13 protein-coding genes are annotated in these 15,864 nt (G+C 61.1%); 11 read left to right on the top strand and 2 right to left on the bottom strand.

Features of this window, described 5'->3' with window-relative positions; translation table 11 throughout:
- The first annotated feature begins 40 nt into the window (after nucleotides 1-40).
- The 11 genes from FHS47_RS03020 (at nucleotide 41) to FHS47_RS02965 (ending at nucleotide 13,302) form a co-directional block, all read left to right on the top strand.
- On the top strand, nucleotides 41-2,506 hold the full coding sequence (locus tag FHS47_RS03020; protein ID WP_167022772.1) for a VirB4 family type IV secretion/conjugal transfer ATPase: 2,466 nt from the start codon (nucleotides 41-43) through the stop codon (nucleotides 2,504-2,506).
- A 36-nt stretch (nucleotides 2,507-2,542) separates the two neighbouring features.
- A complete protein-coding gene (locus FHS47_RS03015; protein WP_167022769.1) occupies nucleotides 2,543-3,340 on the top strand; it encodes a hypothetical protein in 798 nt (265 codons plus the stop codon).
- Between the two features lie 56 nt (nucleotides 3,341-3,396).
- Nucleotides 3,397-4,488 carry a type IV secretion system protein gene (locus FHS47_RS03010; RefSeq protein WP_167022766.1) on the top strand — a complete coding sequence of 364 codons (1,092 nt, stop codon included), beginning with the start codon at nucleotides 3,397-3,399 and terminating at the stop codon, nucleotides 4,486-4,488.
- A gap of 579 nt (nucleotides 4,489-5,067) precedes the next feature.
- A complete protein-coding gene (locus tag FHS47_RS03000) occupies nucleotides 5,068-5,718 on the top strand; it encodes a hypothetical protein (protein WP_167022760.1) in 651 nt (216 codons plus the stop codon).
- Between the two features lie 76 nt (nucleotides 5,719-5,794).
- Complete coding sequence (locus FHS47_RS02995) at nucleotides 5,795-7,078, top strand: XVIPCD domain-containing protein (protein WP_167022758.1); 1,284 nt, start codon at nucleotides 5,795-5,797, stop codon at nucleotides 7,076-7,078.
- A 113-nt stretch (nucleotides 7,079-7,191) separates the two neighbouring features.
- Entirely contained in the window at nucleotides 7,192-7,722 is a 531-nt protein-coding gene (locus FHS47_RS02990; RefSeq protein WP_167022754.1) for a hypothetical protein, read from the top strand.
- 14 nt (nucleotides 7,723-7,736) lie between these two features.
- A complete protein-coding gene (locus FHS47_RS02985) occupies nucleotides 7,737-8,861 on the top strand; it encodes an XVIPCD domain-containing protein (protein ID WP_167022750.1) in 1,125 nt (374 codons plus the stop codon).
- Nucleotides 8,858-9,448, top strand: coding sequence for a hypothetical protein (locus FHS47_RS02980; protein WP_167022747.1), 591 nt, complete (start codon nucleotides 8,858-8,860; stop codon nucleotides 9,446-9,448). The genes FHS47_RS02985 and FHS47_RS02980 overlap by 4 nt, the downstream gene beginning before the upstream one ends.
- Nucleotides 9,445-10,896 (top strand): XVIPCD domain-containing protein, encoded by a 1,452-nt coding sequence (locus FHS47_RS02975; RefSeq protein WP_167022744.1) that lies wholly within the window; start codon nucleotides 9,445-9,447, stop codon nucleotides 10,894-10,896. The genes FHS47_RS02980 and FHS47_RS02975 overlap by 4 nt, the downstream gene beginning before the upstream one ends.
- A 127-nt stretch (nucleotides 10,897-11,023) precedes the next feature.
- Nucleotides 11,024-12,712, top strand: coding sequence for a type IV secretory system conjugative DNA transfer family protein (locus tag FHS47_RS02970; protein WP_167022741.1), 1,689 nt, complete (start codon nucleotides 11,024-11,026; stop codon nucleotides 12,710-12,712).
- A gap of 50 nt (nucleotides 12,713-12,762) precedes the next feature.
- The gene (locus FHS47_RS02965; protein WP_167022737.1) at nucleotides 12,763-13,302 is read left to right on the top strand and encodes a hypothetical protein; all 540 of its coding nucleotides are present in this window, start codon (nucleotides 12,763-12,765) and stop codon (nucleotides 13,300-13,302) included.
- 48 nt (nucleotides 13,303-13,350) lie between these two features.
- On the opposite strand, the gene FHS47_RS02960 is transcribed toward FHS47_RS02965, so the two are convergent.
- Both FHS47_RS02960 and FHS47_RS02955 read right to left on the bottom strand, forming a co-directional pair.
- Nucleotides 13,351-15,135 (bottom strand): peptidoglycan-binding domain-containing protein, encoded by a 1,785-nt coding sequence (locus FHS47_RS02960; protein WP_167022734.1) that lies wholly within the window; start codon nucleotides 15,133-15,135, stop codon nucleotides 13,351-13,353.
- Nucleotides 15,136-15,162: 27 nt separating this feature from the next.
- Nucleotides 15,163-15,825: a lysozyme inhibitor LprI family protein gene (locus FHS47_RS02955; protein ID WP_167022731.1), complete on the bottom strand. Its 663-nt coding sequence runs from the start codon at nucleotides 15,823-15,825 to the stop codon at nucleotides 15,163-15,165.
- Nucleotides 15,826-15,864 lie beyond the last annotated feature (39 nt).

Below are 15,864 nucleotides of genomic sequence, written 5' to 3'. Positions count from 1 at the left end.
CATTGCCAGGGCCTTTCGTGCTCCATACGGTGAAACCGCCATGTTCACGCCCGACGCACCCATAGCCACACATATCACGCTCTCAAGCCATGTCTCGCCGACGGTCGTCAAGACCACGGGCGGGGACTATCTATTGGTGTGGCGCCTGGACGGCCTGCCCTTCGTCGGCAGGGAGGAATGGGAGATCGAGCACCGCCACAACACGTTCAACCGCATGCTGCAGACGCTGCGCGCGCCGGATTACCCGAACGTGGCCTTCTGGGTTCACGACATCCGCCGTCGCAGGCCGATCAAGGACAACTCGAAGTTCGAACAGCCGTTCAACCAGGCACTCTCCGACGCCTACTACAGCTCACTGTCTGGGCAGAAGCTCATGCAGAATGAGTTGTACCTGACGATGATCTATCGTCCGGTGGTCGAGGGTAAGCGCTGGGTGGAGAAGAGCGCCAACGTCGAACGGCTCCAGCAAGAGCAGGCACAGGCCATCGCCACCGTGCTCGAACTCGCCGGCAACGTCGAGGCCGTGCTCAAGGACTATGCCCCTTACCGACTTGGCCTCTATGAGGCGCCTAACGGCGTGGTCTTCTCGGAGGTTCTCGAGCTCTACGGATACATCCTCAACCGTATCGACGAACCCGTGCCGTCGCTGCAGGCGCCCATCTATGATTACCTCCCGGTAAGCCGGCAACGCTTCTCGGCCAAAACCGGCGATTACGTGCTCACGACGCCGGATGGGCAGAACCATTTCGGCGCGATACTCAACCTCAAGGAATATGTCGAGGCCACCTACCCCGGCATTCTGAACGGGCTCAAGTACCTCGACTTCGAGTACGTCATTACTCATTCCTTCTCGCCCATGGGCCGGCAGAACGCGCTTTCCGCGCTGGAGCGGACTAAGGGCATGATGATCTCATCGGGCGACAAGGCCGTGAGTCAGATCGTGGAGCTGGATCACGCGATGGACCAGCTCGCATCCGGCAACTTTGTACTTGGTGAGTATCACTTCACCATCGCGATATACGCGCCTAGCCAGGATCTGCTCTCGCAGCAGATCGCTGCCACGCGAGCCGAGCTGTCCAACGCGGGCTTTGTCACGGTCAAGGAAGACCTGGCCGTCACCGCCGCGTTCTACGCCCAATTCCCGGGCAACTGGAAGTACAGAACCCGCCTGGCCAACGTCAGCTCGCTCAATTTCCTCGGTCTATCGCCGCTGCACAATTTCGCTACCGGCAAGAAGGAAAACAATCCGTGGGGCAACTGCGTTACCACCCTTCAGACAACGAATGGGCAGCCCTACTACTTCAATTTCCACGCCACGCACCCGGCCGAAAACTCGCTGGGCGAGAAAGCCATCGCCAACACCATGGTGATCGGAAAGTCCGGTACCGGTAAGACCGCGCTCATCAATTTCCTCTTGAGCCAGGTTCAGAAGCTGTCCCCCTCACCCACGATCTTCTTCTTCGACAAGGATCGTGGCGCGGAGATCTTCGTGCGCGCCTGCGGCGGCAACTATCTCGCCCTGGAGAACGGCAAGCCGACTGGCTTCAACCCGTTCCAGTGCGAGCGAAACGAGGCAAACGTCCAGTTCCTCGCCGATCTGATCAAGGTGCTGGCGGGCAAGAGCGTCTACAGTTCGCGAGAAGAGGAAGACATCTTCCGGGCCGTGGAGAGCATGCTCGACACTCCCATGCATCTTCGCAACATGACCAACTTCCAGAAGAGCTTGCCGAATCTCGGTGACGACGGTCTCTTCATTCGCATGCGCAAGTGGACGGCAGGCAACTCGCTGGGGTGGGTTTTCGACAATCCCCGCGACACCGTGGACCTGACGAAGGCCAACATCATCGGCTTCGACTACACGGACATCATCGACAATCCTGAAGTCCGCGCGCCCGTCATCAACTACCTCCTGCACCGCTTGGAGGCTCTCATCGATGGCCGCCGCCTGATCTATGTCATGGACGAGTTCTGGAAGATCCTCGACGGCAAGGGTGGACTCAAGGAGTTCGCCAAGAACAAGCAGAAGACCATTCGAAAGCAGAACGGCCTTGGCATCTTCGCGACCCAGAGTCCGGAGGATGCGCTGGCAAGCGACATTTCGGCGGCACTCATCGAGCAGACGGCCACGATGGTCCTGCTCCCGAACCCGAACGCCAGCCGCGAAGATTATGTGGACGGTCTGAAGCTGACGGACGCGGAGTACCAGGTGGTCGTAAGCCTCGACGAACGCTCGCGCTGCTTCCTCGTGAAGCAGGGCCACGCATCCGCTGTCTGTCAGTTGAATCTACGCGGCCTGGACGACGCTCTTGCCGTCATTTCCGCGTCTACGGACAACATAGAAATCATGCACGAGATTCTTAATGCACGCGCCGAGACCGAAGGCGTGTCACCGGACGATCTTCGTCCGGAGCAATGGCTGGACACGTTCTACGAGAATCGCAAGGGAAGCGGCAAAGGCCGGCCATCCCCCCGCCCCACCCCCACCTCGTCACAACGTGTCGCGTAACTGACAACCATCGCCGACTCAGGATAGGAGACCATCATGAGCACAACCACTCAGCCAAAGACCGTTCGTAGCCATCTTCTCAGGGCTGCACTTGCCACGGCCTTGACACTGACCTGCAGCATGCATAGCGAACCCGCTCGTGCAGGCCTGCCCGTCATCGACTACACGGCCATTGCCAACTCGCTCAAGAACTTCTACGACCAGTATGGCCGATGGGTAGAAACAGCACAGCATTACCAGAGCGTGATCCAGCACTACGCCGATCAAGCCACCTTCTGGCAAACACAGCTGAACAAACTGCAGCATCTCAACTTCACCTTGTTCACCCTCAAGCATCAGTTCACGGAAGTGGCTGAGGATTTCGGTGTGGATGTCGAATGCCCTGGGCGGGTTGCGAAGGGCGGACTAGCCGGTGTTCTCGATACGGCACTCGACAAGTTGATTCCCGACATGAATGGCGATGTGCTACAGCAGCAGCAAGATATCTGCGCCATGATCGTTCAGGCCAAGAACCTCAAGTACAACGATACCGTTCGCTATCTCAACTACGTAGCCCAGAAGGGGACCGAGATGGCGACGGCCCAGAGCACGCTCATCAGCAAGATTGGCGAGTCCAACGGCAACACGGCGAACTTCACCGCCCAGCTGACGGAGTTTGGCCAGACGTTGGATACGGCCCGCGCGCAGTGGGAATCCAACCAGAAACAAGCCGACGCGCAGATCGACATGCTGCTCACGATGCAGGCCAACCTCTCCCGGCGGGCCATGAGCGGATCGCCCAGCGTCTTGGGAACGGTCGTCAACACGGCGGCGCTGAAAGCCGCTTTCAACTGATACCCGAACCGCAAGGACCGCGCGGATTGGCAACACACATTCAGGAATAAGGCGACATGCCAAATATTACGGATTACATATACTTCCGACTGGTCTACGACTATCTCAACAAGCAGATCAGTACGTTCGGCATGGAGCTTATGGGCCGCATGATGTCGTGGGCGAGCGCCATGGCGCTCGTGCTCGTGACTTTGTGGATCCTCATTCAGGGTTACCGGATCCTTACCGGCCAGTCGCGTGAGCCGCTGATGGCTACGGTACTCAACATGGGCCGCATTGCCGTTATCGTCGGCGCCGCCACAACCATGGCGGTGGCAGGTACCGGTCTGCATAACTTCCTCACGGTCGATCTGGACAAGGAGGTGCATGGCCTCTTCACCGGCAATGACGACGAGACGACGGCAGACTCGATCGACGGCAACCTCGCCTGGACACAGCTCGCGCTGAGCACGATCAATTCCGTGCAGGTCGTCCCGAGCGATGCAGAGATGCTTGCCAATAAGCAGCGCGCGTCCTGGATCGCGGCGTTCGGAACGGCCAGCCCTCCCATGGCGGCAGGCGTCATGCTCCTCCTCTACCAGTTCGCCATGGCCCTGTTCATTGGTCTCGGCCCGCTGTTCATCCTTTGCCTGATCTTCGACCAGACCAAGGATCTGTTCCGCCGCTGGCTGATGTACGGCATCGGCACCATCTTTTCCATGGCGCTGCTAAGCGTGGTATGCAGCATCGTTCTTCGCCTTACGATCAAGATCAACGAAGCCATGTGGGGCGCCAAGATCGTGAACAAGCTGCTCGGAAGCAGCACGGAAGGCCTGAACAGCATCGCCATGCAGCAAGGCGGCATCGGCCTGCTGCTCACGGCTCTCATCGTCTCCGTACCGCCCATGGCGGCCATGTTCTTCCAGGGCACGCTGGGCAACTTCCTCACTTATTCCGCGTTTGGCGGCGCCGGCAGCAGCATCGGGCCGAGTGGGCAGCCTCCTGGGTCCTGGTCGGCGCATAGGCTTTCCGGAGGAGATAGTCAGGTAGCGGCGCGGGGGGAAACCTCGGGTGCCATAGGCGCGCCAGGGCGGTGGACCGCGCCTGCTGTGCCTACCCTCCCGCAGCAAGATGTCGTTAAGCCACAGCCTGCACGGGATCGGACTTAGTCATGCCTCTCATCAAGATAGCCGCAGTTCTAATGCTCATCTTACTTTGCCGCCCCGCATTCGCCGAGGGTGGCTGTCCCCCTGGGCAGGTACCCCAAGAGGGAAACGGTTGGAGAGCGTGTGTTCCTGTGGGGAATTCGTCGCAATCGCCAGGCCCGGCCGATAACTTTCGCGGCCCATCCAGAGTTGCGCGCTGGACCGCGCTCGCAGCGGACGCAGCAAAGGGAGTTCTTGGTGGAGGACTTAACAAAGCCTCCGAGGAGGAGGCGATTTCGGGAGCGATGTCCGACTGCGCCGGTCAAGGTGGAACTGACTGCAAGTTTATTGGGGTCGTGAAAAATCAGTGTATAGCCGTTGCCGTTGGAACGACTCAATTCGCTACCTCGGCGGGACCCACACAGATGACGGCAGAGAAACAGGCAGTCGCCAAATGTGCGGCGAGCGGCTCTACCGGATGCAAGCCGCATTATTCGACCTGTACCGATATCGCATACGGGAACTAAACGTGTGCGCCATCGGACCACCCGCTGGATGCCACCGTCGCAACCAAGACCAAATAAGCGGATCAGGAGCCAACTGATGCAACTGCGACTTAAGTTCGGCCTCGCATGTGGCACCGCCCTACTTGTATCCGGGTGGGTCCACGCGCAGACGGCAAACCCCTATGCACGTCCAACACCGTCCAACACGTCCGCCATGCAGGGTAAAGGAATGAAGATGGATGACCTCAAATCGTTTGCGACGGATGGGGCACGCGTTCTCGAGTCCAAATCGGGGGCTCTCGCTGGCGAGGGGAGCCAGGGCGTCATCCTGGTGCTCGATCCACCCAAGACCGGCCATGAAAAACTGGGGGAAGGCCCAAACCGCAACGTGCTCCTGCTGGTGCGCGACGGATCCGGTCAGCTCCGGAAAGTGGCGTCCAATAACCGCATCGTGCCCTGCTCCACCTGCGGGGGTGTGTCTGGCGACCCCTTTGGCTATACGCGGATTATCGGCCCCGGTCAGTTCCTTATTGCGACCGGCGGTGGAAGTCGCGAGCGCTGGTCGGACGAATACACCTTCACATGGTCCGCATCCCGAAAGGACTGGCTGGTAAGCCGCGTGGTTCGCCAGGCCACCGATAGCGAGACGGGCAAGGAAAAGCAGGTAGACCTCACGGCCAAGGACCTTGGCGAAACGTCCTTCCAAGACTTCGATCCGTCGAGTATTCCGGAAGTGACCCTTCCATGAGTTTCAATCCTTCGCCACGGAGGCGAGGCGTAACTGGTAAGGACACCACGACAGACTAGTCAAACAGGAGCTACACATGGCGACCGATCGCGAGACACAGGTCCTGACCGACGCTTATGCAGCGGGCATCAGGAGCCCCAGGGAACTGGCCAACTTCATGGCCCAGGTTACCCACGAATCCAACGGGCTGAACCGGCTGGAGGAAAGCTTCCGATATACGCGGAACATTTCCCAAATTCCCGTCAAATCCGCGTGGCGCGAAGGCGCTGAGGCACTCGAAACTGCTCGCCTCGAAGCACTTCAGGGACATCCCGAGAAGCTGGCAGAACTGATGTACGGCGGACGCAACGGTAACGACCAGCCCGGCGATGGCTGGACCTATCGCGGACGCGGATATATTCAGCTCACTGGCAAAGAAAATTATCGTGCAGCAGGCGAAGCACTTGGCCTCGACCTCGTGGGCCATCCCGATCTGGCCGCCAAGCCCGAGAACGCATCGCGCATCGCCGTGTGGTACTGGGAAAACCGCGTACCGGAAGCCGCGCGCGAAGACATTCGGGCTGCAACCATCGCCGTTAACGGCAAGCTGAACGGGTTTGAAGATCGCGAGCATCGCTTCGAGGACTGGCAGCGCCGTCTCACGCCCGAGGTCATGCGACGCCTTGGCGACGGGTCTGTTGGTCAGCCCTTGCCTCCAACCGCTGCGCGCCACACGGATGTCCATCAGCGCAATCTCAAGGAAGGCGCCCACGGCGAAGATGTGCGTGAACTTCAGAAGACCCTCGTACAACTCGGGTACACCGACTCGCACCACCGGCCCTTGCGCCCCGATGGCGACTTTGGCCCCGGCACTCGCTCGGCGCTCGAAGCGTTCCAGCGCGACCATCATCTGAAGCCGGACGGAATCGCCGGACCGAGCACCATGGCAGCCATTGCGGCCGCCCATCAGTCGCGCACAGCCGTGCTGCGTCTCGACGATCCGGCGCATCCCGACCACGCACTTTACGAACAGGCGCGCGCGGCGGTTCATCGTCTCGACGCACAACATCAGCGCACGCCCGACCAGCAAAGCGACAACCTTGCTGCCGCCTTGACCGTAGCAGCGCGTCGCGAAGGGCTGACGTCGATCGACCACGTGGTGCTGAGCGATGATGCAAGTCGCGCCTACGCCGTGGCAGGCGACGCAAATTCGCCTCATAAGCGCGTAGCAGATGTGGCGACCACACAGGCGGTGAATACTCCGGTGGAGCAGAGTGCGTCGGCACTGGCCAAGCCGCTAGCCCAGGAACCTTCGTCGCAGCATGTTCAGCGCCAGACGGCCTCGTCACCCGAGGCGCCCCCGCCCGTCATGACTCTGTAGTTCGCGCGCGGGGCCGTCGCCAGACGGCCTCGATCCATGCGCCTCCCTTGGGGGGGGGCGCGAACTCACAACCGGTGCGTGGCGTGTTCCAGGACGCTACGGCGGAGAACGCCATGAATCGCTGCAAATTCGACGACGCAAACACAAACCTTGTTCGATCGGGGCGCCTGGGACGCATGACGGCCCTGCCCCTCTTGCTCGCCATGCTCGTCCTGACAGGCTGCGACAAGTCAGCAACGCCGACGGCAACACCGGCCGCCGCTACTTCCTCGGCGACAGCGACAACGAGTACACCCAGCTGCCCCGCCGAAGCCTTCGACCGCTTCCTGCCGCTGTTCGAAAACGACGTGGCGGTTCAAAAGGCATACGTCACCGATCCGCTGCAAAGCGACTCGGTGGACCCCAACGCCGATCCCGAACCGAAGCCCGTCTCCAAGTCCATACCCAGGGCCGAAGTGGCATTCCCCGTGATGCCCAGCCAGGCGCAGCAGACGAAAGACGGTTTGGTCGCGACCCAGACCACGGGCGGTCCGACTGAGATCTCCGTGAAACTCGTCAAGCCGGACACCGACTACCAGATGACGTTCTTCTTCCGGAAGGACGACTGCTGGCACCTCTATCGCGTCAAAGACGATTCGCTCTGAGGGAGGTCACACACATGCCATACCAAGACGTCATGAACGTGATCCTGCCCCGGCAGGGCCATCAATCGGCACACATCACAGGCCATTATGGCGAGCACCGGGCCAAGGGCCCACACGGCGGTTCCGACTTCAACTACGAAGGCGGGCAAGCGGGTGTCAATCTCACCCACCCGTCCGTGCACTCGCCCATCGCCGGTGAGGTCACCTTCGTTGGAGGGCAGTACGGCACGATCAAGATCCGCGACGCGGAAGGCAATAGTCACGAAATCCTTCATACGCAGTCGCAATCAGTGAAGGTCGGTCAGCACGTCGAGGTCGGTGACGAAATCGGCCGCATGGGTGGCCGTGGGCCGGACGGAGCCACCCAGTACGCGCAGCACGTGCACTATCAGATGAAGGACGCGCACGGGCATCCGGTGAATCCGGAGACTTTCTGGCGTAACCGCCCGGCACCGTCGGTGGGCGCTCACTCCGCCCCTGCTTCGTCCACACACCAGGCGAAGGCGCCGCTCCTGCGCGATGGTTCGACGGGCACCGACGTGCAGGCCCTACAGGAACGACTCAACGCGCTCGGAATCCACGACGCCAAAGGTCGCCCGCTTTCGCCCGATGGCCACTTCGGCGAACACACTCGCGAAGCCGTCGAGAACTTCCAGCGAACGCACGGTCTGAAGCCAGACGGCATCGTAGGCCGTCACACCGCGGAGGCACTCCAGCACCAGCAGGCTCGGGACGTGCCGCGACTCGATTCACCCGCACATCCCGGCCATGAAATCTACAAGCAGGCGCGGGAAGGCGTTCATCGCCTGGACGCGCAACACCAACGCAGCCCCGACGAGGGAAGCGAGCGTCTTGCTGCCTCGCTGACAGTCGCAGCGCGGCAAGGCGGACTGCATCGCATCGATCGTGTGGAACTGAGCGCGGATGCCGACCGTGTCTATGCCATGCAGGGCGAACCACAGTCGCCATTCAAGCAAGTGGCTGAGGTGGACACGCAGCGCGCGATGGCTACACCCATCGAGCAGAGCAGTCAGGCATGGCATCAGGTCGCGCAGCAAGGTCATGCGCAGGCCGAGCAGCAACAGCAGCAGGCTCAACAACAGCAGGCCGCCAGGCCCGTACCCGGAGCAGGCCCATGAGGATCGCCAAAAGCGCGTCTTCTGCCCTTCTCATGCTCCTGTCCACTCACGCATACGGTGCCGCCATGAAACAACCCGACGTCAAGCTCAACCCCAATCCGCGCATGCGCTATGAGATCACTGTCGAAGTGAAAGGGGCTCCTGGTCCATTCGACCGCGTTGAGGGCGTGGTCGACTATCGCGTTGCCAACGAAGCCTGCGTGCCGTTGACGCCCGTGACCGGCGCAACGGTTCCGCCGGAGAAGCGCGTGCCCATCTCGCTGACTGCTATCGGCAACGGCACGTATAAGGGCGAAATCTTCGCAGATCTTCTTCAGGACGAAGATTACTTCGGTAAGGGCGTCTGTCATTGGTCCGTAGTTGCCGCCAGCGCAAACCTGTTCGTCAAGAGCGTGGACTTCAGCGCCCCCCTTTTTCATGACGACCTGCTGAAAGGCAAGTCCACCACGCGCTATTACTCGAACCGTTCTTACGCCACAACGCACCTCGATCGGGTCGATGTCGGCGAAGACGATCGGGCCAAGTATCAGGACGAAGCGAACGCCACCTTTTCGATCACTGTCCGTTCCGAGGAGAAGCGTCAATGACCCTTTCCTCCACCGACTATGCGTTACTAGCCCAGGATTCCTATCAGGATCCCGTGCTGAACAAGCCAAAGATACTTGGCGATGCCACCTATGAAGCCATCGACGTCGCGGACAACCCCCGTACGGGCTTTCAAGCGACTGCCTACCGCCGCATGGACACCGGCGAGATTGTGATCGCCTACCGTGGCACTGAGTTTGATCGCGAGCCGGTTCACGACGGCGGGGTCGACGCTGGCATGGTGTTGACGGGCGTGAATGCTCAGACTCAGGATTCGGTGGCATTTACCGAACGCGTGCTGGAGCGAGCGAAGCTGGACGCAGACTTGCACCATAAGCCATTGCAGGTAACCGTCACGGGGCATTCGTTGGGCGGCACACTTGCCGAAATCAATGCGGCTAAATTCGGCTTGAATGGCGAAACCTTCAACGCTTACGGCGCTGCAGGTCTGCTGCAGAACGTTCCCGCCGGCGGCAATCAAGTCATCGACCACGTGCGGGCGGGCGATCTGGTCAGTGCCGCAAGCGATCACTTTGGCGAGGTCCGGATCTACGCGTCGCAGCAAGACATAGACACTCTCTCGAAGGCCGGCTACCGCGATGACAGCGGCATCCTTTCGCCGCGCAATCCAATCAAGGCGACGGACTTCGACGCCCATGCGATCGACAACTTCGTGCCGGACAGCAAGCTGCTCGGCCAATCAATCATCAACCCCGAGAGCCTGGCTAGATACCGCGCTCACGAAGGCATGGTCGATCGTTACCGCAACGACATCATGGACATCCGCAAGGGGCTGTCGGCCACCTGGGAGATACCTAAGGAGATCGGCGAACATGCCGAGGCGCTTGGTCGCGAGGTGGCCCAAGACATAGCAGCGGCGGGACGGGCCATTGGGCAGGCTGCCCATGAGGTAGCGGACGCGGCAAAGCGGGCCAGTCACGAAGTTGCCGAAGACGTGGGCGATATCGCTCGCGCTGTCGGCAGTCGGGTATCCAGCGCCTGGAACACCCTGAGCCATCCCGGTTCATGGTTCGACGACGACAAACCGGCGCTGCGCCTGGACGATAAGTCTCATCCGGATCACGCGCTCTTCGAGCAGGCCCGCGACGGCGTTCATCGCCTCGACGCCCGTCACCAACATACACCCGACGAGCGCAGCGATCGCCTCGCCGCCTCCCTGACTGTCGCGGCCCGGCAAGGCGGCATACAGCGCATCGACCACGTTGAGGTGAGCGTGGACGCCACTCGTGCTTACGCTGTGCAAGGCAGCACCAACTCCCCCCATAAGCAGGTGGTCGAAGTGGATACGCAGCGGGCCATGAGCACGTCTATCGAAGACAGCAGTCGTGCCTGGCAAGAAGGAGCACAGCGAGCTCAGGCGCTGGCTGACCATCAACAGCAACAGACGCAGCAGCAGCCCGGTCGCTCGGCACCCGGTTCGGGCCCATGAGTGCGGCAAGAAGCGTGTCCTCCAAACCGACCGGCCGTACCAGTCCCTATAACGAAGCGACCGGCATCCATAAGGGCACCGATTTCACTACGCGTGCGAGTTCACGATCAGAGGAAGACAGAGCGGCATGACCAGAACCAGGGGATATTGGGCAGGTGGCCTTTTTATTGCGGCTTTGATCGCCGGCTACGTGTTGGCGGGTTACCTCACCCTTTTGTTTCTCGGGTTGAGGGACGTTCCGTTAAGCGTCGGCACGTACTTCAATTATGTGCGGGCCATTGCGCTCGGGCTAAAGGAGTATTTGCCGTACGCCTGGAAGATCAAGCTAGCCGGCGGCATTGGCTTTGGCTTCCCGTTGCTGCTTTGGCTTGTCGCGCTCTATTTCCTGCTGAAGCGCACAAAGAAATCCATGCACGGCGACGCCCGCTTCGCCACCGCATCCGATTTGCGCAAGCAGAACATGCTCTCGCCGGCGCCCAACGGCATCCTGGTGGGCAAGTTCAAGGGCAACCTGGTGCGCCTTCCGGGCCAACAGTTCGTGATCCTGGCCGCGCCGACGCGGTCAGGCAAGGGTGTCGGCGTGGTGATCCCCAACCTGCTCGACTACCAGGAATCGGTGGTCGTGCTGGACATCAAGCAGGAGAACTTCGACCTGACGAGTGGCTGGCGCAAGTCGCAGGGGCAGGAAATTTACCTGTTCAATCCCTTCGCCGAAGATCGCCGCACGCATCGATGGAACCCGCTGAGCTACGTGTCCAAAGACCCGGCATTCCGTGTTTCGGACCTTATGAGCATCGCCTCGATGCTCTACCCCGACGTATCCGACGACCAGAAGTTCTGGGTGAGCCAGGCGCGTAACGCCTTCATGGCATTCTCGCTGTATCTCTGCGAGAAGTGGGAGGACGACGAGAAGAAGGGCCGGCCGGAGATCATCCGTAGCAAGCCCACGCTCGGCATGATTTATCGCCTGTCATCCGGCGACGGCACGGACTTGCGCGAACTGTACACGCGGCTCTCGAAGGAACCCTTCCTGAGCGCGAACGCACAGTCCGCGTTCGCCAATCTTCTCTCGCAGGCCAACGAAACCTTCGCGTCGATCCTCGGCACGTTCAAGGAGCCCCTCAACGCCTGGATCAATCCCGTTCTGGATGCGGCCACCAGCGACGATGATTTCCTGCTCACGGACGTGCGCAGGAAGAAGATGACCATCTATATCGGCATCCAACCGAACAAGCTGGCCGAGAGCAAGCTGATCGTGAACCTGTTCTTCAGCCAACTCATCAACCTCAACACCAAGGTGTTGCCGCAGAACGATTCGAGCCTCAAGCACCAGTGCCTTCTGCTCATGGACGAGTTCACCTCGATCGGCAAAGTGGAAATCATCGCCTCGGCTGTGTCGTACATGGCCGGCTATAACATCCGCCTTCTGCCCATCATCCAGAGCATGGCCCAGCTCGACGCTACGTACGGCAAGGACATTTCGCGCACGGTCATCACGAACCATGCTCTGCAGATCGTCTACGCGCCGCGCGAACAGCAGGACGCGAACGACTACTCCGACATGCTGGGCTACACCACGGTGCGACGCGAAAACATTACCAAGAGCAAGAAGGGTGACGTGTCGAAGAGTCACTCCGAAGAAAAGCGCGCGCTCATGCTTCCGCAAGAACTGAAAGCCATGGGTACGGAAAAGGAAGTTTTCCTCTACGAGGGAATCCCCCACCCGGTGATGTGCGAGAAGATCCGCTACTACCAGGACAAATACTTCACGTCACGATTGATGGAGAAGGTGAAGATCGAGCCGCTCTCCATCTGACGACGGTGCTGGCCACATCTCCTGCTTCCTTCCTTTGAATGGAGTCGCCCATGAATCATTTTGCAAAAGCACTCTTGCTCATTGCATCGACTACCGTCATGCCGGCAACCGCCTTGGCCGGTACCGCACCGGAAAGCATGTGCGGCAAAAGCGACCAGGTTGTGTTTTCCTGCCCACTCGCCGGGAGCACGAAGACCGTTTCCATGTGTGCCGCGGGTGACGTTGCTCATGGGACCGGTCGTTTTTACTACGCCTATGGTCGCCCTGCGAAACCCGAGTTGACGTACCCGGCGCCTGGCAACGAGGGCGAGTTCACTCGCACGCACCTGACCTTCGCCGGCAATACCGGGGGCTACGCTTATGGCTTCACGAATGCCGGCTTCAAGTACATCGTCTATTCCATCTCCGGCTCCAGCAACTTGCAAGAGGGAGGACTGGTGGTCTTGAAGGATGATCAGGCAACGCCCGTGAAGCACAGCGCCTGCCAAGCGGGCAATGTCACCGATACGGATGAAGACGCGCTGATCGACGCGACGCTCAAATGGAAGAGCGACCCCATCATCGAGAAAAATGGCATACCTTCGCCCTGATCGCTTGTAATGTCGAGGGAGCGCACGACGATGCGCTCCCTCGACGGATCAGCGATGCATCTCGGGTTGTTGTTGCTGCTGTTGCGTATGCGAAGGCGCCGGCTGCTGCGTTTGCGCCGGGGCCTGCTGCCACTCTGCACTGCTCTGCGCCATGGTCTTACCCACCGACTGGCCCACGTCCACTTCCGCGATCTGCTTGAACGGGGAGTTCAGTTCACCCTGTACGGCATAGGCGCGGCGTGCATCGTCACTGAGCACCACGTGGTCCACACGCGATAGCCCCTGTGCTTGGGCGGCCACCGCCAGCGAGGCGGCCAGGTTGCTGCTCAGCTGGTCCGGCGTACGTCCCTGCTGCGCATCCACGGCGTGTACGCCTTCCAGTGCCTGACGATACATGGCGTTGCCAGGATGGGAGGGACTGTCGAGTTCCGTGGCCGGCCGTTGCGAGGCCTGATTCAATGCCGCCATGGTCTTGGCTCCCGCAATGCCGTCGTCGCCGAGGCCGTGATCGCGCTGAAAGGCTTTCAATGCCGCGGTTGTATTTGCACCGAAGTCGTTGTCGGGACGCAGCGGCCGGCCATCGGCTCCGTTGTAGCCAAGCTGCGCCAGCTGGCGTTGCAAGTCACCCACCGCGGGCGCGTGATCGTGTTCCCGCAGCGTGCCCGGCCGCTGCACGTGGTCGCCGGTGGCGTGATTCGGCGCATGGGCCCGCACGTGCCCCGGATGCGTCACATGAAGAAGACGCTCGTCGACACCGTTGCGGCGCACGTTTACATCCAGCGTGCGATCGGCGTTGACGTGGGTAGATACGTCGCGGCTGTTCACCGACTGCCACTGTCCGTTGACGAGGGCCGCGCCGTGCCCGGAACGGTCCCAGGTGACGAGGTCGCGCCCTTCGGCATAGAACCCTCGGTGATTTGACGTCTGCGCATAGGAGCCGCCCTGTCCCAAGGCCTGCACCATCGCTCGCGAGTGCGCCGGGTCCGTGAATGCATCGCGAATGGCGGCGTACTCGTGTGGCAGGTTGGGATGCGTGGGATCGTTGCCAAGCTGGGTCGGATTCACCAGCGGATTGCTTACCACGTTGTCCCATGCTGGCCGCAGCGGATGATCGGGCCCGGTGGCACGCATGTCGTTGAACAAGGCCGCGCCGGCCAACGCGTGATCGCGACCGTCGGTCACGTAATTCGGATAGCGGTCGATGGAGTGCCGCACATCGTCCACGCTGTGGTGCTGTCCGTGCTGGAGTTCGCCGATAAGGCGATTTCCGTAGGTTTCGCTCTGGTTATAGAGCTTGGCCGTCATGGTAATGAGGCGGGCCTGATCCGCTTCCGACGCATGTCGGTAGAGATCGGTCTGCTGCAACGGCGCAATGGCGTTCGTCATCAGCTTGTTCACCTGCGCGGTGTCGTGCCGGTGCACAAAATCCACGCCCGCCTCACTCGCCATGAAGGCGTCTAGGTGCGACTTCACCGTGGCATCGAGCGGCCGGCCGTGCTGGGCTTCGATCTGGTGACCGGTGCGCCCTAGATCGGCGATCGTCTGGGTCCGTTGCACTGGGGTAAGCGCCCAGTCCGGGTGCTCGGTGCGTGCCCACGCCTGATAGGCGTCGGTCAGCTCTGTCGCGACTTCGGGATGTTGCCCCAAGTCGGTCTGGAGCGTGCCGATAGAGAACCCACTGTTGCCGATGGGATCCATCCGGGGGTGGCCCTGGGCGTCGTTGCGGATGTTGCCCGCGAAACTCAGCCGGTAGGCCACATCGCCGCCTTCCGAACTCACGCCGATGGCGAAATAGGAAAGTGCACGTGCTTCGTTATCAGTCAATCCTGGCATGCTGTAACTCCTGGTTGATGGGCGCTGTTACATCTCGTCCTTGCACGTCGTGTCCAGCGGCGCCTTGCCGCCTTTCGCCACGCGTTCCAGCGAGACGTATTTCTCGTCGGCCCGGTACCAGGCCAGCCGTTTGCCTTCCGGCGTGACGTATCCGTTCACGTCCCCGAAAGCGGGGCACACGGGATAACCGCCGCGCTCGGCTTCCTCGGCGCAAAAGCGCATGTAGAGCTTGCCGTCGCGCCATTCGCCCTTGAAGCGGCCCGAGCTCCCCATGGACCGGGTGCCGTCCGCCCATGTGCCTTCAGGCGCTGCACCTTCCGGAATGTGCAGCTCTACCGCATGTCCGAGATTGCAATCGCTCCGATACCCCCAGTCGCCCGCGACTGCCGGCTCGCCCGTTTGCCTGGCTCCCGCCCCTCGCACACGCTTCTCCAGTTCGTCGGCCCGAAAGCTGGTCTGGGTCGTGGTGCAAGCGTTCTTGACGATCGTGCCGGGCTTGACGCCACACACCTTGTCACGACCTGCGATCCACTGTCGCTCCTCCTCGCGCAGGGCCTTACGGCCCGCGTCGTCGAGCGATCCCGAAAGCTTCTTGTAGACGGCGTTCAGCCGCGCGTCCTGCGTGTCGTAGTCGTGCGAGCCGGCGTCCTGCGCCGCGGCACCTGCCGTGAATGCCAAGCCCACGGCCATCGCGGCCAGCCATCGCACCCGGGCGCTCGCCCGCGCCCT

Origin of the sequence: Luteibacter sp. SG786, assembly GCF_011759605.1 — a bacterium.
In the GTDB taxonomy this organism is placed as follows: domain Bacteria; phylum Pseudomonadota; class Gammaproteobacteria; order Xanthomonadales; family Rhodanobacteraceae; genus Luteibacter.
The sequence above is the reverse complement of the archived record's forward strand: the minus strand, read 5'-3'. Positions and strand labels throughout refer to the sequence as shown.

What these genes read in the sequence shown, in the direction of transcription:
- FHS47_RS02965 (WP_167022737.1), top strand. Translation starts at nt 12,763, where the DNA reads ATGAATCATTTTGCAAAAGCACTCTTGCTCATTGCATCGACTACCGTC.
- FHS47_RS02985 (WP_167022750.1), top strand. Translation starts at nt 7,737, where the DNA reads ATGCCATACCAAGACGTCATGAACGTGATCCTGCCCCGGCAGGGCCAT.
- FHS47_RS03000 (WP_167022760.1), top strand. Translation starts at nt 5,068, where the DNA reads ATGCAACTGCGACTTAAGTTCGGCCTCGCATGTGGCACCGCCCTACTT.
- FHS47_RS02960 (WP_167022734.1), bottom strand. Translation starts at nt 15,135, where the DNA reads ATGCCAGGATTGACTGATAACGAAGCACGTGCACTTTCCTATTTCGCC.
- FHS47_RS02970 (WP_167022741.1), top strand. Translation starts at nt 11,024, where the DNA reads ATGACCAGAACCAGGGGATATTGGGCAGGTGGCCTTTTTATTGCGGCT.
- FHS47_RS03015 (WP_167022769.1), top strand. Translation starts at nt 2,543, where the DNA reads ATGAGCACAACCACTCAGCCAAAGACCGTTCGTAGCCATCTTCTCAGG.
- FHS47_RS03010 (WP_167022766.1), top strand. Translation starts at nt 3,397, where the DNA reads ATGCCAAATATTACGGATTACATATACTTCCGACTGGTCTACGACTAT.
- FHS47_RS02980 (WP_167022747.1), top strand. Translation starts at nt 8,858, where the DNA reads ATGAGGATCGCCAAAAGCGCGTCTTCTGCCCTTCTCATGCTCCTGTCC.
- FHS47_RS02955 (WP_167022731.1), bottom strand. Translation starts at nt 15,825, where the DNA reads ATGGCCGTGGGCTTGGCATTCACGGCAGGTGCCGCGGCGCAGGACGCC.
- FHS47_RS02975 (WP_167022744.1), top strand. Translation starts at nt 9,445, where the DNA reads ATGACCCTTTCCTCCACCGACTATGCGTTACTAGCCCAGGATTCCTAT.
- FHS47_RS03020 (WP_167022772.1), top strand. Translation starts at nt 41, where the DNA reads ATGTTCACGCCCGACGCACCCATAGCCACACATATCACGCTCTCAAGC.
- FHS47_RS02990 (WP_167022754.1), top strand. Translation starts at nt 7,192, where the DNA reads ATGAATCGCTGCAAATTCGACGACGCAAACACAAACCTTGTTCGATCG.
- FHS47_RS02995 (WP_167022758.1), top strand. Translation starts at nt 5,795, where the DNA reads ATGGCGACCGATCGCGAGACACAGGTCCTGACCGACGCTTATGCAGCG.